The organism is Streptomyces platensis, from assembly GCF_008704855.1.
In the GTDB taxonomy this organism is placed as follows: Bacteria; Actinomycetota; Actinomycetes; order Streptomycetales; family Streptomycetaceae; genus Streptomyces; species Streptomyces platensis.
The window spans coordinates 3,195,953-3,222,516 of the sequence record NZ_CP023691.1 but is presented as its reverse complement, the minus strand read 5'-3'; the positions used below and the strand labels follow the sequence as shown (position 1 = coordinate 3,222,516).

At 71.9% G+C, this 26,564-nt stretch carries 21 protein-coding genes; 12 read left to right on the top strand and 9 right to left on the bottom strand.

Features of this window, described 5'->3' with window-relative positions:
- Positions 1-56: 56 nt before the first annotated feature.
- Positions 57-1,034: a bifunctional helix-turn-helix transcriptional regulator/GNAT family N-acetyltransferase gene (locus CP981_RS14120; protein WP_085928021.1), complete on the bottom strand. Its 978-nt coding sequence runs from the start codon at positions 1,032-1,034 to the stop codon at positions 57-59.
- A 164-nt stretch (positions 1,035-1,198) separates the two neighbouring features.
- Between CP981_RS14120 and CP981_RS14115 the strand changes: the two genes are divergently transcribed.
- From CP981_RS14115 to CP981_RS14095, 5 genes are all read left to right on the top strand, one after another.
- A complete protein-coding gene (locus CP981_RS14115) occupies positions 1,199-2,350 on the top strand; it encodes a Gfo/Idh/MocA family protein (RefSeq protein WP_085928011.1) in 1,152 nt (383 codons plus the stop codon).
- Positions 2,347-3,492, top strand: a complete 1,146-nt coding sequence (locus CP981_RS14110) for a dihydrodipicolinate synthase family protein (RefSeq protein WP_085928010.1) — start codon at positions 2,347-2,349, stop codon at positions 3,490-3,492. Before CP981_RS14115 ends, CP981_RS14110 begins: the two co-directional genes overlap by 4 nt.
- Positions 3,489-4,349, top strand: coding sequence for a sugar phosphate isomerase/epimerase family protein (locus CP981_RS14105; protein ID WP_085928009.1), 861 nt, complete (start codon positions 3,489-3,491; stop codon positions 4,347-4,349). Before CP981_RS14110 ends, CP981_RS14105 begins: the two co-directional genes overlap by 4 nt.
- Before the next feature lie 245 nt (positions 4,350-4,594).
- Positions 4,595-6,808, top strand: a complete 2,214-nt coding sequence (gene recD2 / locus CP981_RS14100; protein WP_085928008.1) for an SF1B family DNA helicase RecD2 — start codon at positions 4,595-4,597, stop codon at positions 6,806-6,808.
- A 176-nt stretch (positions 6,809-6,984) separates the two neighbouring features.
- Entirely contained in the window at positions 6,985-8,274 is a 1,290-nt protein-coding gene (locus tag CP981_RS14095) for a citrate synthase (protein WP_085928007.1), read from the top strand.
- Between the two features lie 425 nt (positions 8,275-8,699).
- Here the strand turns inward: CP981_RS14095 and CP981_RS14090 are convergent, their stop codons facing one another.
- Positions 8,700-10,973, bottom strand: coding sequence for a heavy metal translocating P-type ATPase (locus CP981_RS14090; RefSeq protein WP_085928006.1), 2,274 nt, complete (start codon positions 10,971-10,973; stop codon positions 8,700-8,702).
- Between the two features lie 4 nt (positions 10,974-10,977).
- Entirely contained in the window at positions 10,978-11,265 is a 288-nt protein-coding gene (locus CP981_RS14085; RefSeq protein ID WP_085928005.1) for a heavy-metal-associated domain-containing protein, read from the bottom strand.
- A 257-nt stretch (positions 11,266-11,522) separates the two neighbouring features.
- Here CP981_RS14085 and CP981_RS14080 point away from each other — a divergent pair, with 257 nt between their 5' ends.
- Positions 11,523-12,173, top strand: coding sequence for a DedA family protein (locus CP981_RS14080; RefSeq protein ID WP_085928004.1), 651 nt, complete (start codon positions 11,523-11,525; stop codon positions 12,171-12,173).
- A gap of 49 nt (positions 12,174-12,222) precedes the next feature.
- On the opposite strand, the gene CP981_RS14075 is transcribed toward CP981_RS14080, so the two are convergent.
- Entirely contained in the window at positions 12,223-13,248 is a 1,026-nt protein-coding gene (locus tag CP981_RS14075) for a Gfo/Idh/MocA family protein (protein WP_085928003.1), read from the bottom strand.
- A 235-nt stretch (positions 13,249-13,483) separates the two neighbouring features.
- On the opposite strand from CP981_RS14075, the gene CP981_RS14070 reads away from it, so the two are divergent.
- Positions 13,484-14,626, top strand: a complete 1,143-nt coding sequence (locus CP981_RS14070) for a LacI family DNA-binding transcriptional regulator (RefSeq protein ID WP_085928002.1) — start codon at positions 13,484-13,486, stop codon at positions 14,624-14,626.
- Between the two features lie 87 nt (positions 14,627-14,713).
- Here the strand turns inward: CP981_RS14070 and CP981_RS14065 are convergent, their stop codons facing one another.
- From CP981_RS14065 to CP981_RS14045, 5 genes are all read right to left on the bottom strand, one after another.
- Complete coding sequence (locus CP981_RS14065; RefSeq protein ID WP_018093041.1) at positions 14,714-14,908, bottom strand: helix-turn-helix transcriptional regulator; 195 nt, start codon at positions 14,906-14,908, stop codon at positions 14,714-14,716.
- Positions 14,909-15,332: 424 nt separating this feature from the next.
- Positions 15,333-15,701, bottom strand: a complete 369-nt coding sequence (locus tag CP981_RS14060; protein WP_244329652.1) for a peptidoglycan-binding domain-containing protein — start codon at positions 15,699-15,701, stop codon at positions 15,333-15,335.
- A gap of 185 nt (positions 15,702-15,886) precedes the next feature.
- Positions 15,887-17,230 carry a sugar porter family MFS transporter gene (locus tag CP981_RS14055; RefSeq protein WP_244329651.1) on the bottom strand — a complete coding sequence of 448 codons (1,344 nt, stop codon included), beginning with the start codon at positions 17,228-17,230 and terminating at the stop codon, positions 15,887-15,889.
- Positions 17,231-17,508: 278 nt separating this feature from the next.
- Positions 17,509-18,528, bottom strand: coding sequence for a Gfo/Idh/MocA family protein (locus CP981_RS14050; protein WP_085928019.1), 1,020 nt, complete (start codon positions 18,526-18,528; stop codon positions 17,509-17,511).
- A gap of 130 nt (positions 18,529-18,658) precedes the next feature.
- Entirely contained in the window at positions 18,659-19,579 is a 921-nt protein-coding gene (locus CP981_RS14045) for a sugar phosphate isomerase/epimerase family protein (RefSeq protein WP_085928000.1), read from the bottom strand.
- A 425-nt stretch (positions 19,580-20,004) separates the two neighbouring features.
- On the opposite strand from CP981_RS14045, the gene iolC reads away from it, so the two are divergent.
- The 5 genes from iolC (at position 20,005) to CP981_RS14020 (ending at position 26,460) form a co-directional block, all read left to right on the top strand.
- Positions 20,005-20,997 (top strand): 5-dehydro-2-deoxygluconokinase, encoded by a 993-nt coding sequence (iolC, locus tag CP981_RS14040; protein WP_085927999.1) that lies wholly within the window; start codon positions 20,005-20,007, stop codon positions 20,995-20,997.
- A 240-nt stretch (positions 20,998-21,237) separates the two neighbouring features.
- Positions 21,238-22,125 (top strand): Cgl0159 family (beta/alpha)8-fold protein, encoded by an 888-nt coding sequence (locus CP981_RS14035; protein WP_167536097.1) that lies wholly within the window; start codon positions 21,238-21,240, stop codon positions 22,123-22,125.
- Positions 22,126-22,155: 30 nt separating this feature from the next.
- Positions 22,156-23,049 (top strand): 5-deoxy-glucuronate isomerase, encoded by an 894-nt coding sequence (iolB, locus tag CP981_RS14030; RefSeq protein ID WP_085927997.1) that lies wholly within the window; start codon positions 22,156-22,158, stop codon positions 23,047-23,049.
- Positions 23,046-24,929, top strand: coding sequence for a 3D-(3,5/4)-trihydroxycyclohexane-1,2-dione acylhydrolase (decyclizing) (gene iolD, locus CP981_RS14025; protein ID WP_085927996.1), 1,884 nt, complete (start codon positions 23,046-23,048; stop codon positions 24,927-24,929). Before iolB ends, iolD begins: the two co-directional genes overlap by 4 nt.
- A gap of 37 nt (positions 24,930-24,966) precedes the next feature.
- Entirely contained in the window at positions 24,967-26,460 is a 1,494-nt protein-coding gene (locus tag CP981_RS14020) for a CoA-acylating methylmalonate-semialdehyde dehydrogenase (RefSeq protein ID WP_085927995.1), read from the top strand.
- Positions 26,461-26,564 lie beyond the last annotated feature (104 nt).

Genomic DNA, 26,564 nt, shown 5'->3' with positions numbered 1-26,564 from the left:
CGTGGTTCACGCCATCGTCGTCCGTCCCTTCCACCCTGCCCGCAATGCCCGCGGCATCACAGGACCATCCGCCAGTCCTGGCCGACCAGGTCCTGCCCGAAGCTGTGGTGCGCCGACTCGGCGACCAGCTCGAACCCGGCCCGCTGATAGATACGGCGGGCCGCGCCGAGGACGGAGTTGGTCCACAGCACCATCTCGCCGTACCCGGCCTCGCGGGCGAACTCCACGCAGGCGTCGACGAGTTGACGGCCCACGCCGTGCCCGCGGGCGTCCGGCTCCACCAGCAGCAGCCGCAGCCGGGCCACCCCGGGCCTGTCCCGTACGCACATCACCGAGCCCGCCCGGCGCCCGTCCAGCTCGGCTATCCAGGTGCGGTCCCACCGCGGGTCGAAGGCCTCGGCGTACTCGGCGATGATCCGGGCCACCAGCGCCTCATAGCTCAGATCGAAGCCGTACTCGGCGGCGTAGAGCGCGGCGTTGCGCTCGACCATCCAGCCCAGGTCCCCGGGGCGGGACGTGCGCAGCGTCACCTCCGCCCGGTTCTCGGCCGGGTGTGCGGCGCCCTCGCCGAGCAGGGCGCGGATGGTCCGCATCGAGTCCACCAGCCGGGCCCGGTCCTCGTCCGGGAGCTGCTCCAGCAGCGACCCGGCGGCGTCCTGCGAGCGCTCCTCCAGCAGGCCGGCCGCCTCCCGGCCGCCGTCGGTCAGCGTGATGCGCTGCCGGCGGGGGTCCTGCTCGGACTTGCCGCGGGTGATCAGCTCGCGGTCCTCGAACTTGCCGAGCAGCCTGCTCAGATAGCCGGCGTCCAGCGACAGCGAGGCCCGCAGATCCGCGGCGTCCACCCGCTCGTGGTGCGCGACCTCGTAGAGCACCCGGGCCTCGGTGAGGGTGAAGGGGGTGTAGAGATGCCGCCCGTAGTCGAGGGCGCCGATCAGGTTCGTGTAGAAGCGGTTGAATCTGCGCAGCTCGCGGACCTCGGGCGTGGCGTCGCGCGCCGCGCCGGAGGTCATGCCGGATGCCGTACCGGTTGTCATCATCGACCCCTCACCCTTGACTTAGTCAAGGATAGGTGAAGGAGGCCGCACCGCGCACGGCAATTTCGCACCCTGTTGATGACTTCGCGCGCGGGCTAGCGTCCTCGCGGGAGAGCGCGCACCGCGGACGCTCCCCACCCGCCGCGAGCGAGGGAGGCCGGGCCGTGACACACACGACCGTACGCATCGCCATGAACGGCGTGACCGGACGCATGGGACACCGCCAGCATCTGGTCCGCTCCGTCCTGGCCCTGCGCGACCAGGGCGGCCTGGAGCTCGCCGACGGGACCCGGATCCGGCCCGAGCCCGTCCTCGTCGGCCGCTCCGCGCACAAACTGCGGGCGCTGGCCGACCGCCACGGTGTGGAGCACTGGAGCTGCGACCTCGACTCCGTACTGGGTGACGACACCATCGACGTCTACTTCGACGCCCAGATCACCGCCGCCCGCGAGGAAGCGGTGGGCAAGGCGATCGCCGCCGGAAAGCATCTGTACGTCGAGAAGCCCACCGCGAGCGGCCTGGCCGGCGCCCTGAAGCTGGCCCGGCTGGCCCAGGAGGCGGGCGTCAAGAACGGTGTCGTCCAGGACAAGCTCTTCCTGCCCGGCCTCCGCAAGCTCCGCCGCCTCGTCGAGAGCGGTTTCTTCGGCCGCCTCCTGTCCGTACGGGGCGAGTTCGGCTACTGGGTCTTCGAAGGGGACACCCAGCCGGCGCAGCGCCCCTCCTGGAACTACCGCGCCGAGGACGGCGGCGGCATCGCGGCGGACATGTTCCCGCACTGGGAGTACCTCCTGCACGAACTGTTCGGGCCGGTCAGAAGCGTCCAGGCGCACCTCACCACCCACATCCCGCGCCGCTGGGACGAGTCGGGCGCCCCGTACGACGCCACCGCCGACGACGCCGCCTACGGCATCTTCGAACTGGCCGGCGGCATCGTCGCGCAGATCAACTCCTCCTGGGCGGTCCGGGTGCACCGCGACGAACTCGTGGAGTTCCAGGTGGACGGCACCGAGGGCTCGGCCGTCGCCGGGCTGCGCCACTGCCGCATCCAGCACCGCGCCGGCACCCCCAAGCCCGTCTGGAACCCCGATGTCCCGGCATCCGAGCCGTTCCGCGCGCAATGGCAGGACGTCCCCGACAACGCCGACTTCGACAACGGGTTCAAGGTCCAGTGGGAGCTGTTCCTCCGGCATGTCGTACGCGACGAGCCCTGGCGCTGGGACCTGGCGGCGGGCGCCCGCGGCGTCCAGCTCGCCGAACTGGCGCGGCGTTCCTCTTCGGAGGGACGCCGCCTGGACGTGCCGGAGGCGATCCGGTGAACGCCCCGGCGCACCCCGCCCGTTCCGCGCCGGACCCCGTATCCCCGACCGCTTCCCCGCCGCCCCCCTTGCGCTCCCGCACGGTCTACGCCGCCGCCCATGTGGTCGCCGATCCGTACGCCGACACCACCCCGGACGGCCCGGCCGCCGTCGACTGGGACGCCACCCTCGCCTTCCGGCACCACCTGTGGGCGCACGGCCTGGGCGTGGCCGAGGCGATGGACACCGCGCAGCGCGGTGCCGGCCTGGACTGGGGCGCCGCCGCCGAGCTGATCCGGCGCTCCGCCGCCGAGGCACACTCGGTCGGCGGGCTGCTCGCCTGCGGCGCCGGCACCGATCAACTACCCGCCCACGGCGCCTCCTTGGCCGATGTCCGGGACGCGTACGAGGAACAGCTCGGCACCGTCGAGGCGGCCGGCGCCCGGCCCGTCCTGATGGCGTCCCGTCAGCTCGCCGCGGCCGCCACCGGCCCCGACGACTACCGGGAGCTCTACGGCCATCTGCTGCGCCAGACCACCCGGCCGGCGATCCTGCACTGGCTCGGCCCGATGTTCGACCCGGCACTGGCGGGCTACTGGGGCAGCGCGGATCCCGGCGCCGCCACCGAGACGCTCCTCGCGCTCGTCGCCGACCACCCCGGCACGGTGGACGGCGTCAAGATCTCCCTGCTGGACCCCGTCCGGGAGGTGGCGCTGCGCCGCCGGCTGCCCCCGGACGTGCGCTGCTACACCGGCGACGACTTCCACTACCCGGAGCTGATCGCGGGCGACACACACGGCTTCAGCGATGCCCTGCTGGGCGTCTTCGACCCGCTCGCCCCCCTGGCCGCGGCGGCCGTCCGCCGCCTCGACACCGGGGACACCGCGGGTTTCCGGGCCGCCCTGGACCCCACCGTCACGCTCGCCCGGCACCTCTTCGCGGCACCCACCCGCCACTACAAGACCGGTGTGGTCCTGCTGGCCTGGCTGGCGGGCCACCAGCCGCACTTCACCATGGTCGGCGGCCTCCAGTCGGCCCGTTCGCTGCCGCATCTGCGGCGCGCCCACCAACTGGCCGACGCGCTCGGCCTGTTCCCGGACCCCGGGCTCGCCGCCCACCGGATGCGCACCCTGCTCGCGGTATACGGGGGAGGGGGCGCATGAGCCACGGCGCCCCGTCACTCCTCGACCGTCTCAGCCTCAACCAGGAGACCCTCCGCCAGTGGTCGCTGCCCGAACTGGCCGACGGCTGCGCACGGGCCGGCGTACGGGGCGTGGGCCTGTGGCGCGCACCCGTCCAGCAGTACGGGGTGGCCGCGGCCGCCCGGCTGATACGGGACGCCGGGCTGCGGGTCAGCAGCCTGTGCCGGGGCGGGTTCTTCACCGCCCTGGAACCGGGCGAGCGGGCAGCCGCCCTGGACGACAACCGGGCGGCCCTCGACGAGGCGGCCGCCCTGGGGACCGACACTCTGGTCCTGGTCTCCGGCGGGCTGCCGCCCGGCAGCCGGGACCTGGCCGGCGCCCGGGAGCGGATCGCGGACGCCCTGGGCGAGTTGGCGCCGTACGCCGCCGAGCGGGGCGTCCGCCTGGCGCTCGAACCGCTGCACCCGATGTACGCCGCGGACCGGTGCGTGGTCTCCACGCTCGCGCAGGCCCTGGACCTCGCCGAACGGTTCCCCGCCGACCGGGTGGGGGTGGTCGTGGACACCTACCACCTGTGGTGGGACGACACGGTCGGCGCGCAGATCGGGCGCGCGGGCGGCACCGGCGGCGCGGCCGGCTCCCGGATCGCCGCCTTCCAGCTCGCCGACTGGGTCACCCCGCTGCCCGAAGGAGTCCTGCTGGGGCGCGGGCAACTCGGGGACGGCTCGGTTGATCTGCGGTGGTTCCGGGAGCGGGTCGAGGCGGCCGGTTACCGGGGCCCGGTCGAGGTGGAGATCTTCAACCCGGCGCTGTGGGCACGGGACGGCGCCGAGGTCCTGGCCGAGGTCGTCCGGCGCGTCCGTACGCACGTCGGATGACCGGGGAACCGCCCTCGGCCGGCCGGGAAATAACTCCGCGGAAGAGTGCAACCGTTGGCCGCCCACAAAGGTCATAGCTGACGCTGGTCCCGAAATGGGGAGGGATCCGGGGGGATCCGGGGCCGGCATGGAGGGGGAATCGAGGGGCCCGACCATCGGACGGGCCCCTCGATGGGAACCGGGCATTCCGGCCCGGCGCGACAGCGGACCCGCGCGGTGTCAGACCCCGGCGGTACGGTCGGTGCATGGTCAACGCAGCCGTGCTCGAAGGGGTCCTGGAGCGGATCACCTACGCCAATGAGGAGAACGGCTACACGGTCGCGCGGGTCGACACCGGCCGCGGCTCCGGCGATCTGCTGACCGTCGTCGGCGCGCTGCTCGGCGCCCAGCCGGGCGAGTCGCTGCGGATGGAGGGCCGGTGGGGCTCCCACCCGCAATTCGGCAAGCAGTTCATGGTCGAGAACTACACCACCGTCCTGCCCGCCACGATCCAGGGCATCCGCCGCTATCTGGGCTCCGGCCTCATCAAGGGCATCGGCCCGCGGATCGCGGACCGTATCGTCGAGCACTTCGGCACGGACACCCTCGACATCATCGAGCGCGAGCCCGGCCGCCTCGTCGAGGTACCGGGCCTGGGCCCCAAGCGGACGAAGCTGATCGGCGCGGCGTGGGAGGAGCAGAAGGCCATCAAGGAGGTCATGGTCTTCCTCCAGGGCGTCGGGGTGTCCACCTCCATCGCGGTGCGGATCTACAAGAAGTACGGCGACGCCGCCATCTCCGTCACCCGCAACGAGCCCTACCGACTGGCCGCCGACGTCTGGGGCATCGGCTTCCTGACCGCCGACCGCATCGCGCAGTCCGTGGGCATCCCGCACGACAGCCCGGACCGGGTCAAGGCGGGCCTCCAGTACGCCCTGTCGCAGTCCACCGACCAGGGCCACTGCTTCCTCCCCGAGGAGCAACTGATCGCCGACGCGGTGAAGTTGCTCCAGGTGGACACCGGCCTGGTCATCGACTGCCTGGGCGAGCTGGCCGCCGACCCGGAGGGCGTGGTCCGCGAGCAGGTACCGGGCGACGCGGACGGTGCGCCGCCGGTCACCGCCGTTTATCTGGTGCCGTTCCACCGCGCCGAGATCTCCCTGGCCGGCCGGCTGACCCGGCTGCTGCGCACGGACGAGGACCGGATGCCGGCCTTCCGGGACGTCGACTGGGACAAGGCGCTGGCATGGCTGGCTCGGCGTACGGGCGCCGAGCTGGCCCCCGAGCAGCAGCAGGCGGTGCGGCTGGCGCTGACGCAGAAGGTCGCGGTGCTCACCGGCGGCCCCGGCTGCGGCAAGTCCTTCACGGTCCGGTCCGTCGTCGAGCTGGCCCGCGCCAAGAAGGCCACGGTCGTGCTGGCGGCGCCCACGGGCCGGGCGGCCAAGCGGCTCTCGGAGCTGACCGGGGCGGAGGCCTCCACGGTCCACCGCCTCCTGGAGCTCAAGCCGGGCGGGGACGCCGCCTATGACGCGGACCGGCCGCTGGACGCCGACCTGGTGGTCGTCGACGAGGCCTCGATGCTGGATCTGCTGCTCGCCAACAAGCTGGTCAAGGCGGTGCCGCCGGGCGCCCATCTGCTGCTGGTCGGGGACGTCGACCAGCTCCCGTCGGTGGGCGCGGGCGAGGTGCTGCGCGATCTGCTGGACGGCGCCGGCCCGGTGCCGGCCGTCCGGCTGACCCGGATCTTCCGTCAGGCCCAGCAGTCCGGGGTGGTCACCAACGCCCACCGCATCAACTCCGGCGCCCCGCCCCTGACGTCCGGAATGACGGACTTCTTCCTGTTCGCCGAGGAGGACGCCGAAGAGGCCGGGCGGCTGACGGTGGATGTCGTGGCCCGCCGCATCCCGGCGAAGTTCGGCCTCGACCCGCGCCGGGACGTCCAGGTGCTCACGCCGATGCACCGCGGCCCGGCCGGCGCCGGCGCCCTGAACGGCCTGCTCCAGCAGGCCGTCACCCCCGCCCGCCCCGATCTGCCCGAGCGCCGCTTCGGCGGCCGGGTCTTCCGTGTCGGCGACAAGGTCACCCAGATCAGGAACAATTATGAAAAGGGCCGCAACGGCGTCTTCAACGGCACGGTCGGCGTGGTCACCGCTCTGGACAACGACGAGCAGCGGCTGACCGTGCGCACCGACGAGGACGAGGAGGTTCCCTACGACTTCGACGAACTCGACGAACTCGCCCACGCCTATGCCGTGACGATCCATCGTTCGCAGGGTAGTGAGTATCCAGCGGTGGTGATTCCGGTCACCACCAGTGCCTGGATGATGCTTCAGCGCAATCTGCTGTATACCGCCGTGACCCGGGCAAAGCGTTTGGTGGTGCTGGTCGGCTCCCGGAAAGCCCTGGGACAGGCCGTCCGCACGGTATCCGCCGGTCGGCGGTGTACGGCGCTCGATCACCGGCTCGCCGGTGCGATGTGATGTCACCCCTCTTTCCCATTCGGGGCGAAGAGGGGCAGGATGGGCGCTCACGCGGCACTCAGTGCCGCAGACAGGCCCTATGGCCGACCCCGAGTGCACATCCAAGGCCCAAATGGGGGAAGGTATAGGCAGTCAGGGCACCTCGAAGAAGAGGCACAACGTCGGTGAGGGATGACGTGAGCGACAACTCTGTAGTACTGCGTTACGGGGACGGCGAATACAGCTACCCGGTCGTCGACAGCACTGTTGGCGACAAGGGCTTCGATATCTCGAAGCTGCGCGCCCAGACCGGTCTGGTGACCCTGGATTCCGGTTACGGCAACACCGCGGCGTATAAATCCGCGATCACCTATCTCGACGGTGAGAACGGCATTCTTCGTTACCGCGGGTACCCGATCGAGCAGCTTGCAGAGCGCAGCACGTTCGTCGAGACCGCGTACCTCCTCATCAACGGCGAGCTGCCCACCGTCGATGAGCTGGCGAACTTCAAGCAGGACATCACCTACCACACCCTGCTGCACGAGGATGTCAAGCGCTTCTACGACGGCTTCCCCCGGGACGCCCACCCGATGGCGATGCTGTCGTCGGTCGTCAGCGCGCTGTCGACCTTCTACCAGGACAGCCACAACCCGTTCGACGAGCAGCAGCGCCACATCTCCACGATCCGGCTGCTGGCCAAGCTCCCGACGATCGCGGCCTACGCGTTCAAGAAGTCGGTCGGCCACCCGGTCGTCTACCCGAGCAACGACCTCGGGTACGTCGAGAACTTCCTGCGCATGACCTTCTCGGTGCCGGCCGCGGACTACGACCTCGACCCGGTCGTGGTCAGCGCCCTCGACAAGCTGCTGATCCTGCACGCGGACCACGAGCAGAACTGCTCCACCTCCACGGTCCGCCTGGTGGGTTCCTCGCAGGCGAACCTCTTCGCCTCGATCTCGGCCGGTATCAACGCCCTGTGGGGCCCCCTGCACGGTGGCGCCAACCAGTCCGTGCTGGAGATGCTGGAAGGCATCCAGCGCGACGGCGGCGACGTCGACTCCTTCATCCGCAAGGTGAAGAACAAGGAAGACGGCGTGAAGCTCATGGGCTTCGGGCACCGCGTCTACAAGAACTTCGACCCCCGGGCGAAGATCATCAAGGCGGCGGCGCACGATGTCCTCTCCGCGCTCGGCAAGTCCGACGAGCTGCTGGACATCGCCCTGAAGCTGGAGGAGCACGCGCTCTCCGACGACTACTTCGTCGAGCGCAAGCTCTACCCGAACGTCGACTTCTACACCGGCCTGATCTACCGGGCCATGGGCTTCCCGACCGAGATGTTCACCGTGCTCTTCGCGCTCGGCCGGCTGCCCGGCTGGATCGCCCAGTGGCACGAGATGATCAAGGAGCCCGGCTCCCGTATCGGCCGTCCGCGGCAGATCTACACCGGTGTCGTCGAGCGCGACTTCGTGCCGGTCGAGGAGCGCTGACGGCCGCCCTTCGAGGCAGCCCGCAGGCATAAAAGAAGCGCCCCGCCTCCGGATCCCCCCACGGGTCCAGAGTGCGGGGCGCTTCCCGTGTCCCGGTTGGATTCCCCCCACGGGATCCGTCCGGGCGTTCCGGGTTGCACCGCGATCTGCCGGGACGCGCACGTTCGGGAGGGCCGCTCAAAGCTCCCCGGGCACGTCGCCCCGGCCACGCGTAGCCGGGCACGATCCCCCAAGATCAGCACGGCTGTTGCTGTGCAAGCCCCGCCGGGGTGCCTGCACTGCCCGGTTAGACTCACGACCCCCCTCAATGGTTACGTTCCGATGAGTGTGATCTGGGTCTCTTGCCATATGGGGGCGAATGCGGTCAAGGGCTCCTATCTGAAGATCGAGGCCCTGCGGTATGGGTGTTGTGTCAGTTGTAAGGGCTATGTGAAATTTCGTAGCCGCAGGCTGTTCGCGACCACGAAGACCGACGAGAAGGCCATCGCCGCCCCCGCGATCATCGGGTTGAGCAGTCCGGCCGCGGCCAGCGGCAGCGCCGCGACGTTGTAGCCGAACGCCCAGAACAGATTCCCCTTGATCGTGCCGAGTGTGGCCCGCGCCAGCCGGATGGCGTCCGCCGCCACCCGCAGATCGCCCCGTACGAGCGTGAGGTCACCGGCCTCGATCGCGGCGTCCGTGCCGGTGCCCATCGCCAGCCCCAGATCCGCGGTGGCCAGCGCCGCCGCGTCATTGACCCCGTCGCCGACCATCGCGACCGTACGGCCCCGGGCCCGCAGCCGCTCCACCACCGCGACCTTGTCCTCGGGCAGCACCTCGGCGATCACCTCGTCGATCCCGACCTCGGCGGCCACCGCCTTCGCGACGGCCTCGTGGTCACCGGTCAGCAGCACCGGGGCCAGCCCCATCCGGCGCAGCTCCCGCACGGCCGCCGCGCTGCCCGGCTTCACCGCATCGGCGACCGCCAGCACCCCGCGCGCCCGGCCGTCCCAGGCCACCACCACGGCCGTACGGCCCGCGGCCGCGGCGGCGGCCAGCGCCTCCCGAAGCTCTGCCGGCAGCACGACCCCGGCCTCCTCGGCCAGCCGCGCCCGCCCCGCCAGCACCCGGTGGCCACCGACCGTCCCGCGCACCCCCAGCCCCGGCACGTTCGCGAAGTCCGCCACGGCCGGCAGCGCCCCCACCCGGCGGGCCGCACCCTCGGCCAGGGCACGGGCCACCGGATGCTCCGAGGCGTGCTCCAGCGCCCCTGCCAGCCGCAGCAGCTCGTCCTCCGCGACACCCGGGGCGGGCACGACCTCCTGGAGCCGCATCCGGCCGCTGGTGACCGTGCCGGTCTTGTCCAGCAGCACGGTGTCCACCCGGCGGGTCGACTCCAACACCTCCGGGCCCTTGATCAGGATGCCGAGCTGGGCGCCGCGCCCGGTGCCGACCATCAGCGCGGTCGGCGTGGCCAGCCCCAGCGCGCACGGGCAGGCGATGATCAAGACCGCCACCGCGGCGGTGAACGACGCGGTCGCCTCCCCGGTCGCCAGCAGCCAGCCGGCCAGGGTGCCGGCCGCGATCAGCAGCACCACCGGAACGAAGACCGCGGAGACCCGGTCGGCCAGCCGCTGCACCGCGGCCTTCCCGTTCTGGGCGTCCTCCACCAGCCGCGCCATACGGGCGAGCCGGGTGTCCGCGCCGACCACGGTGGCCTCGATCTCCAGCCGCCCCGACGCGTTCACCGTCCCGCCCGTGACCCCGTCCCCGGGTGCGACCTCCACCGGGACGGACTCCCCGGTCAGCATCGACGTATCCACGGCGGACGCGCCCGCCGCCACCCGCCCGTCCGTGGCGATCTTCTCGCCGGGCCGGACCACGAAACGGTCGCCGACCGCCAGCTCCGCCACCGGAATCCGCACCTCACGCCCGTCCCGGAGGACGGCCACATCCTTGGCGCCCAGCTCCAGCAGCGCCCGCAGCGCCGCGCCCGCCCGCCGCTTCGAGCGGGCCTCCAGATACCGGCCGAGCAGCAGGAACGCGGTCACACCGGCCGCCGCCTCCAGATAGATCTGGGTGCCGGCGTCCGCACGGGACACGGTGAGATCGAAGCCGTGCCGCATACCCGGCATGCCCGCGTCGCCGAGGAACAGCGCCCACACCGACCAGCCGAAGGCGGCCAGTGTGCCGAGGGAGACCAGGGTGTCCATGGTGGCGGCGCCGTGCCGCAGATTCGTCCAGGCGGCCCGGTGGAACGGCAGGCCGCCCCAGACGACCACCGGCGCGGCGAGGGCCAGCGAAAGCCACTGCCAGGAGAGGAACTGGAGCGCGGGCACCATGGACAGCACGATCACGGGGACGGCCAGTACGGCCGAGACCGTCAGCCGCTGCCGCAGGGGGCGCAGATCCGCCTGCGGATCCGTGGAGAGGTCCGCGCCGTCGCCCTGCGCCGCACCGGCCGCATCGGCCGCCCCGGCGGGCTCCGGCGGTGGCGCCGGGGGTCGTGCCGTGTAGCCGGTCCGCTCGACGGTGGCGATCAGATCCCCGACCGAGACCCCGCCCTCGTACGAGACCTGCGCCTTCTCCGTCGCGTAGTTGACCGTGGCCAGCACGCCGTCCATGCGGTTGAGCTTCTTCTCGACGCGCGCGGCGCACGAGGCGCAGGTCATCCCGCCGATGGCGAGCTCGACCCGCGCCTGTGCGGTGGAACCGGACATGGGGTCAGGCCGCCTGCCCCACGAGCTCGTAGCCGGCCTCGTCGACGGCCGCGCGGACGGCTTCCTCGTCCAGCGGGGCCTTCGATGTGACGGTCACCAGGCCGGTGGCCGCGACCGCCTGCACCGAGCTGACCCCGGCGATCTCGCCGATCTCGGCCGACACCGCACCCTCGCAGTGGCCGCAGGTCATGCCGGTGACGCGGTAGGTCGTGGTCACCGCCCCGACCTCGACATCGGTGCCGCCGGATTGGCAGGAGCCTTCCGGGGTGCAGCAGGAGCTGTTCTCAGCCATGGGGACTCTCCTTGTGGTGCTGATGCGTTCCGTGTGGTGCAAGTGTCGGAGTGCCGAAGCGTGCCATGCGAGGCCCCGGCAACTGCCATTGCCCCCGACCTTAAGGAGCTTATACCCCTAGGGGGTATCAATCCAAGCCGTCGGTGCTCCCCCACGCCTGAACGGCGCGGGGGGGGACCCCCATCCGCGTTGCCGTGCGCTCCACCACGCGTCAGCCTTGGGATACGGGCTCGGGGCGGATCCGAGGAGGCGGCCGGATGGACGTACTCGCCCTCTACGGCCTGCTCGTGCTCACCACACTGCCGCCGCTGGTCCCCAACTCCGCCCTGCTGGTCTCCGTCGGCGTCCTCGCCTCCCGCGGCGAACTGTTCCTCCCGCTGATCCTGCTGATCGTCGCCGGCAGCGCCCTGCTCGGAGACCTGCTGATGTACCTGGCCGCGCGGCGGTTCGGCGGACCCGTACGCAACTGGATGCGGCGCAAACCCCGCCGCCGGGCACTACTGGACTGGACCTCCGGCCGGATCGAGCACTACGGCCTGCCGTTCGTGATCGCCGTACGGTTCCTGCCCAGCGGGCGGATCGCCGGCGCGCTGGCCTCCGGCGTGCTGCGCTACCCGCTCCGCAAGTACGTCCTCGGTGCCGGCATCGCCGAAGCCACCTGGGCCACCTACTCCGTCGGCCTCGGCTACCTCGGCACCGCCACCACCGGCCGCCCGCTGTACGCCGCCGCCATCGGCTTCGGCGTCTCCTGCGCGGTCGCCGCGGTCGGCGCCGCCATCCAATGGGCCGCCCGCCGCCGCGCCCTGCGCGAGCCCTCGGAGGGCGGCGGTGAAGGCGAGGGCGGCGGCCCCCGCAACGGAGACGGCGAGGATCCCGGCGGACGGGCGTCCTCGGTGGCGGCGACATGACGGGGTGACGGGCGCCGGGCGGGCGGGGTCGCGGTGGCCTTGTGCGCCTTCACGCCCCCGGGGCGACCGCCGGGGCCCGGACGTCCGCCACGGCCACCGGCTGGCCGGTGCGCCGCGAGCGCTCGCACGCCTCGGCGACATAGAGCGCCTCCAGCGCCTCCGCCGGCGCACACGGGCTCGGCGTCCGGCCCGCCGCGACCCCGGCGAAGACGCCCAGCTCGGTGACGTAGGCGTCGTGGAAGCGCTCCATGAACGTGGCGTACGGATCGGCCGCCCGCCGCCAGGACAGCTTCGCCTCGGCGGACGGCAGCGGCGCCCGGTCGTCGAGCCCGACGAAGCGGGCCCCCTCCGAGCCGCAGACCTCCAGCCGGACGTCATGGCCCGCGCCGTTGTAGCGGGTCGCCGTCACGGTGGCCAGAGTGTCGTCGTCGAAGCGCAACAGCGCCGCACAGGTGTCGACATCGTCGCCGTCCGCGAAGAAGGACGCCCCGCGGTTGGCGCCCTGTGCGTAGACCGAGACCACCTCGCGGCCGGTGAGCCAGCGCAGGATGTCGAAGTCATGGATGCTGCAATCCCGGAACAGCCCGCCGGAGGTGGGGATGTAGCCGGCGGGCGGCGGCGTCCGGTCGCTGGTGCAGGCGCGCAGGGTGTGCAGCCAGCCCAGCTCGCCGGAGCGCAGCGCCTCGCGGGCGGCGCGATAGCCCGCGTCGAAGCGCCGCTGGAAACCGATCTGCACGGGCACGGTGCCGGCCTGCGCCCGCTCCACCACCCCGACCGTGCCGGGAACGTCCAGGGCGACCGGCTTCTCGCAGAACACCGGCACCCCCGCGTCCAGGGCCTGATGGATCAGCGGGGCGTGCGCGCTGGTCGCGGCGGTGATCACCACACCGTCCAGGCCGTCCGCGTACATCTCCTCGATGCCCGCGGCGGCGCGCACGCCAAGGGTGTCCGCCAACGCGGCGGCGCGTGCGGCGTCCAGGTCCGCGACGACGACGTCGGTGACGCCCGGGACGCTCCGGAGGGTGGTGGCGTGGAACGCGCCGATGCGCCCGGTGCCGATCAGACCGATCTTCATGCCTCGGGTCCTTTCCGGGGAGGGGAGAGGGAGGGGGCCGCCTACGGGGAGGGATGGGGCGGAGTGGTGACGGGCGGCGGACCGGCCTGGTGGGGCGGGGGTGTTGGCGTTTGGAACGGTCCAATGAGCCGCGATACCCGCACCTTGCATGTCCTGATGTCCGCATGTCAACCACCGTGCAGGGTGGGACGGTTGTGCGTTGACGCCGACCTGCGCCGATGGAAGGATTTCGTCCATGGAACGGTCCAACGGGCGTCTCGACGAGCGGGCCCATGAGCAAGCCGACGAGCAAGCCGGGGGGCGGGCCGCCGAGCGGACGGGTGCGGGTGGCACGGGCCGGCCGCCCACGATCCGCGGCGTCGCCGAGCGCGCGGGCGTCTCGAAATCGCTGGTCTCGCTGGTGCTTCAGGGCTCACCACGAGTAAGCGACACCAAGCGGCAGGCCGTTCTGGACGCCATCGAGGAGCTGGGCTACCGGCCGAACGCCGCCGCCCGCAGCCTGGTGGCCCGCCGTACGCACACCGTCGGGGTGCTGCTGAACGATATGCGCAACCCCTGGTTCGTCGAGGTGCTCGACGGACTGAACTCGCTGCTTCAGGCGCACGGGCTGCGGATGCTGATGGCCGACGGGCGGCTGGACCGACGGGCCGGCCAGGACTTCGCCCGCACCTTTCAGGAACTGCGGGTCGACGGCCTCGTCGTCGTCGGCACCCTCCCGGACACCGACGGCCTCGCCGAGGTCGCCGCGCGGCTGCCGACCGTCATCGCGGGCAACCACGAACCCCGGCTGCCGCATGCCGACCTCGTCGCCAACGACGACGAGCGCGGCGCCCGGCTCGCCACCGAGCACCTCATCGGCCTCGGCCACCGGCGGATCGCCCATATCGCCGGACAGGGCCTGGTCGGCGAGCTGCGACGGCGCGGTTTCGAGACGGCGATGCGCGCCCACGGCCTGGCCGGGAGCGCCGTCGTGACCAGCGGCGACGGCACCGAGGAAGGCGGCTACCGCGCCGCCGTCCGGCTCCTCACCCCACCCTCCGCCCCCGTACGCCCCGCTGACCGGCCGTGCGCCACCCAACGCCCCACCGCTGTCTTCGCGTTCAACGACATCTCCGGTGTCGGTGCGCTGTCCGCTGCCCAGGAACTGGGGCTGCGCATACCCTCCGACCTCTCCCTCGTCGGCTACGACAACACCTATCTCGCCCGCATCCGCCACCTCTGGCTCAACTCGGTGAACAACGCCAGCCACGAGGTCGGCAGGCGCGCGGCACGCTGCCTGCTGGACCGTATGGAACGCCCCGATGCCCCGGCCGGCCAGCAACTCGTCGCCCCGGAACTGGAGATCAGGGGCTCGACGGCAGCGCCCCCGCCCGACTGACCCGCGGCGGCCGGGTGCGTCCGGCCGCAATGCCGCCCGGGCCCCGGTGCCGCCCGGGGCGCCGGAGCCGGGGGCCGGTCAGGTGGCTCAGCGCCGGCCGCGTTGGCCCGGCCGCTGCGCCACCCACCTTCTGACCGTGTCGGCGAACCAGTACGGTTTCCCGCCCTCCACCAGATCCGGTTCGGGCAGCAACCCGTGCTTGCGGTAGGAGCGGACGGTGTCCGGCTGCACCTGGATGTGCGCGGCGATCTCCTTGTACGACCAGAGCTTGCGGTCGGTCATCTCTGCCACCTCCTGAGTGCCGTACGCAGGGACGGCCCGGAGAGCCGGCAGGGGGCTGGTACGGCCTGGTGATCACTCACCCTGTGCCTGGACAACGACACCGAGTAACCATCGGGGAGGGGCTGTTGAACGGCTGTGACGTAAGGCGCGCGTAACGGTGACAGCGGTGACGCGGGGCGGACGGCTGTGACGGGGGCGGGACGATCAGAGGCCAGGGCGGGACGCTCCGTACGGGGCGGGGGCGGGGTGTTGAGGGACGGGACGGGGGTCCGGACAGGGCGGGGCTCCGGACGGGCGGGCCATGGACGCGGCCCCGGTGCCGTGGGTGACAGCCGGGTGGCGTGGGCGCACAGCCGTGTGGCGGGCCGGTCCCCGGCTGGGGAACCGGCCCGCCACAAGGGAGTTGCCGACGATCGGAAGCGGATCAGGCGTGGTACAGCGCGTACCAGGTCTTCTTGCCGACCTTGCCGTCAGCGGTCAGATGGTGCCGGGACTGGAACTTCTTCACCGCGGCCCGGGTCTTGGGGCCGAAGTACCCGGTCACGTCTCCCCAGGGGAGATAGCGGCGGTTGGCCAGCAGGCACTGTGCCTGCGAGACGCGGTCGCCGCGCTGTCCGTAGACGGTGAGGGCGTTGCCGTTGTAGTAGGCGCAGGCGGCCAGGGTGTCGGCCCGTCCGCCGGCCGGAGCGTCCGCGGACGCCGGGCCGGTGAGCAGCCCCGCGGTCAGCAGGCCCGCGGTGGCGGTGAGGACGGCCGTGCGCTTGACGGTTCGGCTGAGTGCGTTGGTTTTCACGAATTCCACCGTTTCCCCCGTTGGATCCCGTTGGATGTGATTCCACCCGCTGTGACGCCCGGAACGCGGTCCGTGGTTCCCGGCGATTGCCCGGTACCTTGCGACCGGCCGGTGGCCTGGTGGTTCCGGCCGGCCCCTCCGGGCGGTTCGGGTCCGCCGCCCTGCCGGATCCCCCCTCCGCCCCGTCAGTTCGTGGCCGGTGCGGTCTCCGCCGCCCTCCGCAGCTCGTGCTCCAGATCCTCCAGCGCCAGCCCCTTCGTCTCCGGTGCGTACCGCTTGCAGAACACCAGGGACAGCACACACATCACGCCGAAGAGCCAGAAGGTGGTGCCGGCGCCGACCGCGTCGAGCAGCAGCGGAAAGGCCAGCGCCACCGCGAAGTTGACCAGCCACATCATGAACACCGCGGCGCCCATGGCCAGTCCACGCACCCTGAGCGGGAACATCTCGGCCAGCAGCAGCCAGACCCCGGTGTTGAGCGTGCCCTGCATGAAAGCCATGTAGAGGACCATCAGACCCAGGACCAGGATGCTGACAGCGGGGGAGTGCGGGAGCTGGAAGGCGGCGCCGAGCAGGGCGAGCGAGACGGTCATCCCGGCCAGGCCGGTGAGCAGCAGGGGCCGCCGGCCGACCCGGTCGATCAGGGACATCCCCAGCGCGGTGGCGAGCACCGAGATCACACCGATCGCGATGGTGGCGGTGATCGAGGCCCCGGTACCCAGGCCCGTCGACGCCAGGATCTTCGGCGCGAAATAGACCACGGCATTGACGCCGGTGATCTGCTGCACGGCCGCCAGCCCGATACCGACCAGCAGCAGCCGCCGTACCCAGGGGGTGCGCAGCTTTTGCCAGCCACCGCTCCGGGCGTCGGCCTCCAGACTGTGGGCGTGATCGATCCGGGCCAGCTCGGCGGGCACGTCCTCGGCGGGCAGCGTACGGCGCAGTACCCGGGCCGCGTCGTCCTGCCGCCCCTTGCTGATGTACCAGCGCGGGGTGTCCGGCAGGAAGAACAGCCCGGCGAACAGCGCCACCGCGGGCAGCGCCGCCAGGCCCAGCATCCAGCGCCAGGCCCCCCACTGCGCCAGGAAGGCATTGATGAGATAGGCGAGCAACTGGCCGCTGACGATCATCAGCGAATTGAACGAGACCAGCCGGCCCCGGATGTGCGGGGGCGCGATCTCGGAGAGATAGAGCGGGGTGATGACCGACGCGCTGCCGACGGCGAGGCCGAGGACGAAGCGCGCCACGGTCATGAACGGCACATCGGGGGCGAGCGCCACGGCCAGCGCCCCGCCGATGAACACGGCGCCCGCCCACAGCAGCGAGTTGCGCCGGCCGAGCGCATCGGACATCCGCCCGCCGATCAGCGAGCCGAAGGCCGCGCCGATCAGCAGCGCGCTGGTGATGATGCCCTCGCCCAGGGACGTGAGGCCGAAGTGGCCCTCCATGAACGGGAGCGCGCCGGATATCACCCCGGTGTCATAGCCGAACAGGGCGCCGCCGAGCGCGGCGACGGCAGCGATGCCCACGATGAAGCGCCTGGCGCGGCGGGCCCGCACACTCTCACACGGGCCGTCGGACACCAACTGGCTGGTGGGGGCCGCCATCATCAGCCCCGGCTCGCGGGACGGGCGACCACCCCGGCGTCAGGAGTCGGGAATTGGCGTGGGGGGAGGGGAAGCGGGAGGGGTGGTGCGGCGTGCATGGGATGGGGCCCTTTCGGTGGCTCGGGGCGTGGGGCGCGGCGGCCCGGTGGGGGGATGGGCGTGACCCGGGGGAGGGGGAGGAGGAGGGGAGGCCGACCGCCTCACCGATACAGCGCAGGCCGCTCGATGAGTTCGACCGCGACCCGCTCGCCCGTCGTCTGGGCGCGTACCCCCGCCTCGCACACCGCCGCCGCGGCATAGCCGTCCCAGCAGCTGGGGCCCTCGATCTCGCCGCGCCGGGTGGCGTTCACCCAGCGCTGCACCTGCCGGTCGTAGGCCTCCTCGAAGCGCTCCACGAAACCGGGGGTGATCGCGCCGCCCCAGTGGCCCGCGGTGTTGCTGAACACCCCGTGGTCGTCACCGATCCTGGCCGTGCCGCCCTCGCAGACCGCCTCACAGCTGACCTGGTAGCCGAAGCCGCAGTTGACGAAGAGCTCGGTGTCCACGACCTGGCCGCCCGCCGTCTCGAAGAGGATCAGCTGGGGGTCGCTGAGGCCCTCCGGGGCGTTGCCGGTGGGGGCCGGGCGCAGCACCCGCACCGCGGTGATCTCCTCCGCCAGCAGCCAGCGGGTCACATCGATCTCATGCACCAGCGAGTCGTTGACCATCATGGCGTTGGTGAAGCCGGGCGGGGAGCCGGGGTTGCGGTGCTTGTTGTGCAGCATCAGCGGGCGGCCGTAAGTGCCCTGGTCCAGAAGGGACTTGAGGGTGCGGTAGTCGGCGTCGTAGCGGCGCATGAAACCGACCTGGACCCGGCGGTGCCCCAGCGCCTGCTCGGCCTCCAGCACCCGCAGCGCGGAGGCGGCGTCCGGCGTCAGCGGCTTCTCGCACAGCACGGGCAGATCCCGCGCGAAGGCGTCCAGCAGCGCCGCCTCGTGCGCGGGCCCCGGCGAGGCGATCAGTACGGCGTCCACCCCGGGGTCGTCCATGGCGGCGGCCGGGTCGGTGTAGGCGGTGCACCCTTCGATGCCGTCGGCGAGGTGCTTGACCCGCGCCGCGTCGATGTCGACCACCGCCGCCACCCGGGCGCCGCTGATCACCTCGTTGATCCGGCGTACGTGGTCGGCACCCATCCGGCCGGTACCGATGACCGCCACACCCAGCGTTTCGTGCGAAGTCATGTCGTCCACAAGTCCTTACGTACTACGTAGTGTCAGAGATACCCTGGGCATGGAACTGATTACTCTCCGTAATCGTTGCCGGGGTGAGAGGAGGAGGCGTCGCGAGGCGGGCCAAGGAGGCGCCGGCGGCTCACGCGCCGCACGAGCGCAGGAAGCGGCGGGTGCGTTCGGCGATGGGGAAGGGCTGGTCGGGCGGGCAGGGGTACATGTCCTGCTCGACGATGGCGAAGAGGTCGACGTTCAGCTCCTGGGCGGCTTCCAGGACGGGCGGCAGCGCCGGTACGCCGAGCGGCGGTTCGCACATCACACCCTGCTTGACCGCGGGCCCGAACGGCGTGCCCTTGGCGACGACATCGCTGAGGATGTCGGGGTCCACCTGCTTGAGGTGGAGGTAGCCGATCCGCTCGCCGTAGGTGCGGATCAGCTTGACACTGTCGCCGCCGCAGTAGGCGTAATGGCCGGTGTCCAGGCAGAGGTTGACCAGGTCGGAGTCGGTCGCGTGCAGGAACCGTTCGACATGTTCCTCGGTGTCGATATGGGTGTCGGCGTGCGGGTGCACGACGATGTCCAGCCCGAACTCGTCGCGTACCTGCTTGCCCAGCCGCTCCATGCCGGTGGTCAGCTGCTTCCACTGCTCCGCGGTCAGCTCGCGCGGCTCGATCTCCTCGGCGGTCTTGTCGTCGCGCCAGAAGGAGGGGATGACGACGAGGTGCCGCGCGCCCATGGCCTGGGTGAGGGTGGCGACCTCGGAGACGTGCGCCCAGGTCTTGTCCCATACGGACGGGCCGTGGTGCAGCGAGGTGAAGATCGTGCCGGCCGAGACCCGCAGGCTGCGGCGGGCGATCTCGTCGCGCAGGACGGCGGGGTCGGTGGGCAGGTAGCCGTACGGGCCGAGTTCGATCCACTCGTAGCCCGCCTCGGTGACCTCGTCCAGGAAGCGCTGCCAGGGGACCTGCTGGGCGTCGTCGGGGAACCAGACTCCCCACGAGTCGGGTGCGGAACCGACGCGGATGCGGTCCAGGACGGGCTGGGCGGCATGGGGAACGGACATGCTGCGGCTCTCCTCTCGCCGGTCGGCGGTGACCGGGAGGCGCTGGGGTGGGGTTGTGGGGCACAGCCTCTCTGGCGCCCCGGGGAGTGTCAAGACTTCGTCCTGACATAAGGACTTAAGGACTTTGTCGGGTGGGGTGCGTGGGGGCGTGCCTCCCGTCGGGGGTGCGGGGAGCGGTGTGCGGGGTGTGTGGGGCGTGGGCCTGACGGTGGCGCGCCTGGGATGTGTGGGGCGTGGGGCTGGCGGTGGGGCTCTTGGGGTGGAGGCTCGCTTGTTGCGGCTGGCCCTTCGCGGCCCGTTCATTGTTCTCCCTGACGTCAGTATGTAAGGACAAATTGTTGACAGGGTCTGGCTCTCCCCGTTAGACCTTTCCTCGGAGCCGAACCCGCCGAACCCGCCGCGCCGGGTGACCCGAAGGGGCGCACATGACCCAGCCGTACGACCTGATCACCATGGGCCGCATCGGAGTCGACATCTACCCGTTGCAGACCGGTGTGCCGCTGGCGCAGGTCGAGACCTTCGGGAAATTCCTCGGCGGCTCCGCCGCCAATGTCGCGGTGGCCGCCGCCCGGCTCGGGCGCCGTAGCGCGGTCATCAGCCGCACCGGCCGCGACCCGTTCGGCGACTACCTCCACCAGGCGCTGCGTGACTTCGGGGTGGACGACCGCTGGGTGACCGCCGTCGACGCCTACCCGACGCCGGTCACCTTCTGCGAGATCTTTCCGCCGGACGACTTCCCGCTCTACTTCTACCGCCGGCCGAAGGCCCCTGACCTGGTCATCCGGCCCGAGGAACTGGACCAGGACGCCATCGCGGCGGCCCGGATCTTCTGGATCACGGGCACGGGGCTGTGTGAGGAGCCCAGCCGCAGCGCCACCCTGGCCGCGCTGGAGGCCCGCGCCAAGGCGGGCACCACCGTCTTCGACCTCGACTGGCGGCCGATGTTCTGGGGTGGTGAGGGCGGCGCCTCCGGGGACGGCGGGGCGACCGGGGCCGCGGCGATGGCCACCGCCCGGCCGTATTACGAAGCGGCGCTGCGGCACGTCACCGTGGCGGTCGGCAATGTCGATGAGGCCGAGGTCGCCACCGGGCTGCGTGAGCCCAAGGCATGCGCCGAGGCGCTGCTGGACATGGGCGTCGAACTCGCCGTCATCAAACAGGGCCCCAAGGGTGTGCTCGCCGTCCACCGCGACGGCCGTACCGCCGAGGTCCCGCCCACCCCCGTCGAGGTCGTCAACGGCCTGGGCGCCGGCGACTCCTTCGGCGGGGCGCTGTGCCACGGGCTGCTGGCCGGCTGGGAGCTGGCGCCGATGATGCGCTACGCCAACGCCGCGGGCGCCATCGTCGCCTCCCGTCTCGCCTGCTCCTCCGCGATGCCGACGGCCGATGAGGTCGACGCCTTCCTGGCCGGCCGGTGAGCCTCGTGGCCGGGGCCCGCCGGATGATGCCCGCGGCCGGGGCTCGTCCGGTGACCCGCGAGGCCCCGACTCGTCCGGCGGCCCCCGCAGCCGGGGCCCGCCCGGCGGTGCCCCCGCGGCGGGCCCCGGCGGCCACCACGCCCGACCCCCGCCCGGCGCCCCCGCCCCGCGCCCTCGTCGCCTGCCCCGACCGCCCGCCGCACCCCCTCCACCTGTGTACTCAAGAAGGTGAGTTGAGCCTTGACTCCTCGGATCAGTGACCTTGCGATGTTGCGGGCCCGGCATCCTGAAGCTGTCGCGGAGGCCGCCGCCCGTCGTGCCCGTCGGCCGCTGCTCGGTGACAGCGGGCGGCTGATGATCGTCGCCGCTGATCACCCGGCCCGTGGCGCGCTGGCCGTCGGTGACCGGCAGCTCGCCATGGCCAACCGCTTCGACCTGCTCGAACGTCTGGTGCTGGCGCTGTCGCGGCCCGGTGTGGACGGGGTGCTGGCCACCGCCGACATACTGGAGGACCTGCTGCTGATCGGCGCCCTCGACGGCAAGGTCGTGATGGGCTCCATGAACCGCGGCGGGCTGGCCGGAGCCTCCTTCGAGATGGACGACCGGTTCACCGGCCACCGGCCCGAGGACCTCGCCCGGCTCCGCTTCGACGCCGGCAAACTGCTGCTGCGCATCGACTACCGCGACCCCGGTTCGCTGTCCACCCTGGAGGCCACCGCCCGCGCCATCGACGCGATGGCCGAGCGGCAGCTGCCCGTCTTCGTCGAGCCGTTCCTCTCCTCCCGGGCGGACGGCACGGTCCGCAACGATCTGAGCCCCGAAGCCGTCACCCGCTCCGTGGCCATCGCCTCCGGACTCGGCGGCACGTCCGCCTACACCTGGCTCAAACTGCCGGTCACCGACGACCCCGACGCCATGGCCCGGGTCTGCGAGACCACCACCCTGCCGACCGTGCTGCTCGGCGGCGACGTCGGCAGCACCGTGCAGGACCAGGAAGCCGCCTACGAGAAGTGGCGCAAGGCGCTGCGGCTGCCGACCGTGCAGGGCCTGGTCGTCGGCCGCTCCCTGCTCTACCCCGCCGACGGGGATGTCGCGGCCGCCGTGGACACCGCCGTAGGCCTGCTGTGAACGCCGCGAATTCCGCAGGAGACTCGACATATGAGCACTGAATTCCATCTGGGGGCCGGAGCCGCGGCAGCGGGCCCGTACGCCCTGGACATCAACCCGGAGCGGGCCGGCTGGGGCTACTCCTCGCTGCGTGTTCTGGAGCTGCCGCCCGGTGCCCACCACTCCTTCGCCACCGGCGACAGCGAATGGATCGTGCTGCCGCTGTCCGGCGGCTGCACGGTGCTGACCGACGACGGCGAGACCTTCGAACTGACCGGCCGGGAGAGCGTGTTCAGCGGGGTGACGGACTTCGCCTACGTACCGCGCGACGTGCACGTCCGGATCGAGGCCGGGTCCGGCGGCCGCTTCGCGCTCACCGGCGCCCGCTGCGAGAACCGCCTGCCGGCCCGTTACGGCCCCGCGTCCGGCGTCCCCGTGGAGCTGCGCGGCACCGGCAACTGCTCCCGCCAGGTCAACAACTTCGGCGCGGCCGGCACCTTCGCGTGCGACCGGCTGATCGCGGTGGAGGTGCTCACCCCCGGCGGCAACTGGTCCTCCTATCCGCCGCACAAGCACGACGAGTGCCGCCCCGGCGAGGAGTCCGAGCTGGAGGAGATCTACTACTTCGAGATCGAGTCCGCGCACGGTACGGACGGGGTCGGCTACCAGCGGGTGACCCCCTCGGGGCAGGGCCGCGGCACCGATGTCCTGGCGGAGGTCCGCAGCGGGGACGCCGTCCTGATCCCCGACGGCTGGCACGGGCCGTCCATCGCCGCGCCCGGCCACGCCATGTACTACCTGAATGTGATGGCCGGTCCGGGGGAGACCCGTGAGTGGCTGATCTGCGATCACCCCGATCACGGCTGGATCCGCGGCACCTGGCCCGAGCAGCCCGTCGACCCCCGCCTCCCCCTCTACGAAGCGCCCGCAGGAGCCGCCCGATGAACGTTCCGACGACGCGCCGGCTCACGGTCGCGCAGGCCCTGGTCGAGTTCCTCGCCCACCAGTACACCGAGCGGGACGGCCGCCGGCACCGCCTGATCAACGCCTGCTGGGGCATCTTCGGCCACGGCAATGTCGCCGGTCTCGGCCAGGCCCTGCTGGAATCCGGAGACGCGCTCCCGTACCTCCAGGGCCGCAACGAACAGGCCATGGTGCATGCCGCGGTCGGCTACGCCCGGCAGTGCGACCGGCTCTCCGCGCACGCCGTCACCACCTCCATCGGCCCCGGCGCCACCAACCTCGTCACCGGCGCCGCCCTCGCCACCGTCAACCGCCTCCCGGTCCTGCTGCTGCCCGGCGACACCTTTGCCACCCGGACGGCAGACCCCGTCTTGCAGCAGCTGGAGGTCCCGCAGGCGGGAGACGTGTCGGTCAATGACGCGCTGCGCCCGGTCTCCCGCTACTTCGACCGGGTCACCCGGCCCGAGGCGCTGATCCCGGCCGCCCTCCAGGCGATGCGGGTGCTCGCCGACCCCGTCGACACCGGCGCGGTGACCCTCGCGCTCCCGCAGGACGTGCAGGCCGAGGCGTACGACTGGCCGGAGGAGTTCTTCGCCGACCGGGTCTGGCGCGTCACCCGGCCGCTCCCCGACGCCGATGCCCTCGCGGAGGCCGTCGCGGCGATCCGCGGTGCCCGCCGGCCGTTGCTGATCGCGGGCGGCGGGGTGCACCACTCCGAGGCCGAGGACGCGCTGTGCGCCTTCGCCGACGCCACCGGCATCCCGGTCGCGTCCACCCAGGCCGGCAAGGGCTCGCTGCGGTACGACCACCCCGCCGACATCGGCGGTATCGGCCACACCGGCACCGCCACCGCCGACGCCCTCGCCCGCGAGGCCGATCTGGTCATCGGCGTCGGCACCCGCTACACCGACTTCACCACCGCTTCCGCGACGCTGTTCGCCGCGCCCGGGGTGCGCTTCCTGAACCTCAACATCGCCCCGTTCGACGCCCACAAGCTCGGCGCCGCCTCGCTCGTCGCCGATGCCCGCGCCGGACTCGAAGCGCTCACCAAGGAGCTGTCCGGGCACCGCGTCGACGCGGCGTACGAGGCCGCCTACGGGGCGGACAAGGCGGCCTGGGAGCGGCGGGTGGACGCCGCGTTCGGCGCCGCGGACGACTCCGTACGGCCCTCCCAGACGCAGGTGCTCGGGGCGCTGGACGCCCTCGTCGACGACACCGACATCATCCTCAACGCGGCCGGGTCCCTCCCCGGTGACCTGCACAAACTGTGGCGCGCCCGGTCCCGCCGGCAGTACCACCTGGAATACGGCTACTCCTGCATGGGCTACGAGATCCCCGCCGCGATCGGCGTGCGGATGGCCGCCCCCGGCCGGCCGGTGTGGGCGCTGGTCGGCGACGGTACGTATCTGATGAACCCCACCGAAATCGTCACCGCGGTCCAGGAGGGCGTCCCCATCACCCTCGTCCTCATCCAGAACCACGGCTACGCCTCGATCGGCGGGCTGTCCCAGGCGACCGGCGGGGAGCGGTTCGGCACCGACTACCGCTTCCGCGCCGCGGACGGCACGTACACCGGCGCGCCGCTGCCCGTCGATCTGGCGGCCAATGCCGCCTCGCTCGGTATGCGGGTGCTGCGCGCGGCCACGGTCGGTGAGCTGCGTGCCGCGCTCGCCGAGGCGCGTGGCGCGAACCGGCCCACATGTGTCTATGTCGAGACCGAAACGGCTGACACTGTGCCGGGCGCGCCGGAGGCACAGGCCTGGTGGGATGTGCCTGTTGCCGAGACCGCGACACGTCCGGCGGCGGTGGCCGCCCGCGAGGCGTACGACCGGCACGCCGCCGGACGGCGCCGCCACCTCTGACTCCCGCTCGAAGTCGTCACCCAGAAAGGCCCCTCGCATGAAGACCATCAGCCACTGGATCGGCGGCAAGCCCGTCGGGGGCGTCTCCGGCAACTTCGGCCCGGTCTACAACCCGGCCACCGGCGCCCAGGAGAAGCAGGTCGCCTTCGCCTCGGCCGACGAGGTCGACGCGGCCGTCCGCGCGGCCAAGGAAGCCTTCCGGACCTGGGGCAGCAGCTCCCTGGCCAAGCGCACCTCGGTGCTGTTCAAGTACCGCGAGCTGCTCGACGCGCACCGCGAGGAGATCGCGCAGCTGATCACCGCCGAGCACGGCAAGGTGCACTCCGACGCGCTCGGCGAGGTCGCCCGCGGCCTGGAGATCGTGGAGCTGGCCTGCGGTATCCCCGAGAAGCTCAAGGGCGAGCTGTCCACCCAGGTCTCCACCCGCGTCGATGTGGCGGCGATCCGCCAGTCGCTCGGTGTGGTCGCCGGCATCACGCCGTTCAACTTCCCGGCGATGGTGCCGATGTGGATGTTCCCACTCGCCATCGCCTGCGGTAACACCTTCGTCCTCAAGCCGAGCGAGAAGGTGCCCAGCGCCGCCTTCAAGCTCGCCGAGCTGGCCGCCGAGGCGGGGCTGCCCGACGGTGTGCTCAATGTCGTCAACGGCGACAAGGTGGCCGTCGACGCCATCCTGGAGCACCCGGACATCGCCGCGGTCTCCTTCGTCGGCTCCACCCCCATCGCCCGCTACATCCACACCACCGGCACCGCCAACGGCAAGCGGGTGCAGGCGCTGGGCGGCGCCAAGAACCACATGCTGGTCCTCCCGGACGCCGACCTCGACCTGGCCGCGGACTCCGCGATCAACGCCGCGTACGGCTCGGCCGGTGAGCGCTGCATGGCGATCTCCGTCGTCGTGGCCGTCGGCGAGACCGCCGACCCGCTGATCGGCAAGATCAAGGAGCGCGCCGACAAGCTGCGGATCGGCCCCGGCGACGACCCGGCCTCGGAGATGGGCCCGCTGATCACCAAGGTCCACCGCGACAAGGTCGCCTCGTACGTCACGGGCGCCGCGGCCCAGGGCGCCGATGTCGTCATCGACGGCAGCGGCTACACCGTCGAGGGCTATGAGGACGGGCACTGGATGGGTGTCTCCCTCCTGGACAACGTCACGCCCGAGATGGACGCCTACCGCGACGAGATCTTCGGCCCGGTGCTGTCCGTGGTCCGCGTCGAGACCTACGACGAGGCCATCGCGCTGATGAACAGCTCGCCGTGGGGCAATGGCACCGCGATCTTCACCCGGGACGGCGGCGCGGCCCGCCGCTTCCAGATGGAGGTCGAGGCCGGCATGGTCGGCGTGAACGTGCCGATCCCGGTGCCGGTCGGCTACCACTCCTTCGGTGGCTGGAAGGACTCGCTCTTCGGCGACCACCACATCTACGGCAACGACGGCGTGCACTTCTACACCCGCGGCAAGGTCGTCACCACCCGCTGGCCGGACCCGTCCGACGGCGGCATCAACCTGGGCTTCCCCAGCAACCACTGAGGACGTTCAGACGGACCCCTGGCCGGACCCCCGCCGGCCGGGGGTCCGGCAGGTGCGGGCGATGGCGGTGTCCTCGGCCTGCCGGTGCGTTGCTACCGTGCTTC

Coding starts and splice junctions, on each gene's coding strand:
- CP981_RS14090 (WP_085928006.1), bottom strand. CDS start 10,973: ATGTCCGGTTCCACCGCACAGGCGCGGGTCGAGCTCGCCATCGGCGGG.
- CP981_RS14120 (WP_085928021.1), bottom strand. CDS start 1,034: ATGACAACCGGTACGGCATCCGGCATGACCTCCGGCGCGGCGCGCGAC.
- CP981_RS14020 (WP_085927995.1), top strand. CDS start 24,967: ATGAAGACCATCAGCCACTGGATCGGCGGCAAGCCCGTCGGGGGCGTC.
- CP981_RS14045 (WP_085928000.1), bottom strand. CDS start 19,579: ATGTCCGTTCCCCATGCCGCCCAGCCCGTCCTGGACCGCATCCGCGTC.
- CP981_RS14050 (WP_085928019.1), bottom strand. CDS start 18,528: ATGACTTCGCACGAAACGCTGGGTGTGGCGGTCATCGGTACCGGCCGG.
- iolB (WP_085927997.1), top strand. CDS start 22,156: ATGAGCACTGAATTCCATCTGGGGGCCGGAGCCGCGGCAGCGGGCCCG.
- recD2 (WP_085928008.1), top strand. CDS start 4,595: ATGGTCAACGCAGCCGTGCTCGAAGGGGTCCTGGAGCGGATCACCTAC.
- CP981_RS14065 (WP_018093041.1), bottom strand. CDS start 14,908: ATGACCGACCGCAAGCTCTGGTCGTACAAGGAGATCGCCGCGCACATC.
- iolD (WP_085927996.1), top strand. CDS start 23,046: ATGAACGTTCCGACGACGCGCCGGCTCACGGTCGCGCAGGCCCTGGTC.
- iolC (WP_085927999.1), top strand. CDS start 20,005: ATGACCCAGCCGTACGACCTGATCACCATGGGCCGCATCGGAGTCGAC.
- CP981_RS14075 (WP_085928003.1), bottom strand. CDS start 13,248: ATGAAGATCGGTCTGATCGGCACCGGGCGCATCGGCGCGTTCCACGCC.
- CP981_RS14080 (WP_085928004.1), top strand. CDS start 11,523: ATGGACGTACTCGCCCTCTACGGCCTGCTCGTGCTCACCACACTGCCG.
- CP981_RS14105 (WP_085928009.1), top strand. CDS start 3,489: ATGAGCCACGGCGCCCCGTCACTCCTCGACCGTCTCAGCCTCAACCAG.
- CP981_RS14085 (WP_085928005.1), bottom strand. CDS start 11,265: ATGGCTGAGAACAGCTCCTGCTGCACCCCGGAAGGCTCCTGCCAATCC.
- CP981_RS14070 (WP_085928002.1), top strand. CDS start 13,484: ATGGAACGGTCCAACGGGCGTCTCGACGAGCGGGCCCATGAGCAAGCC.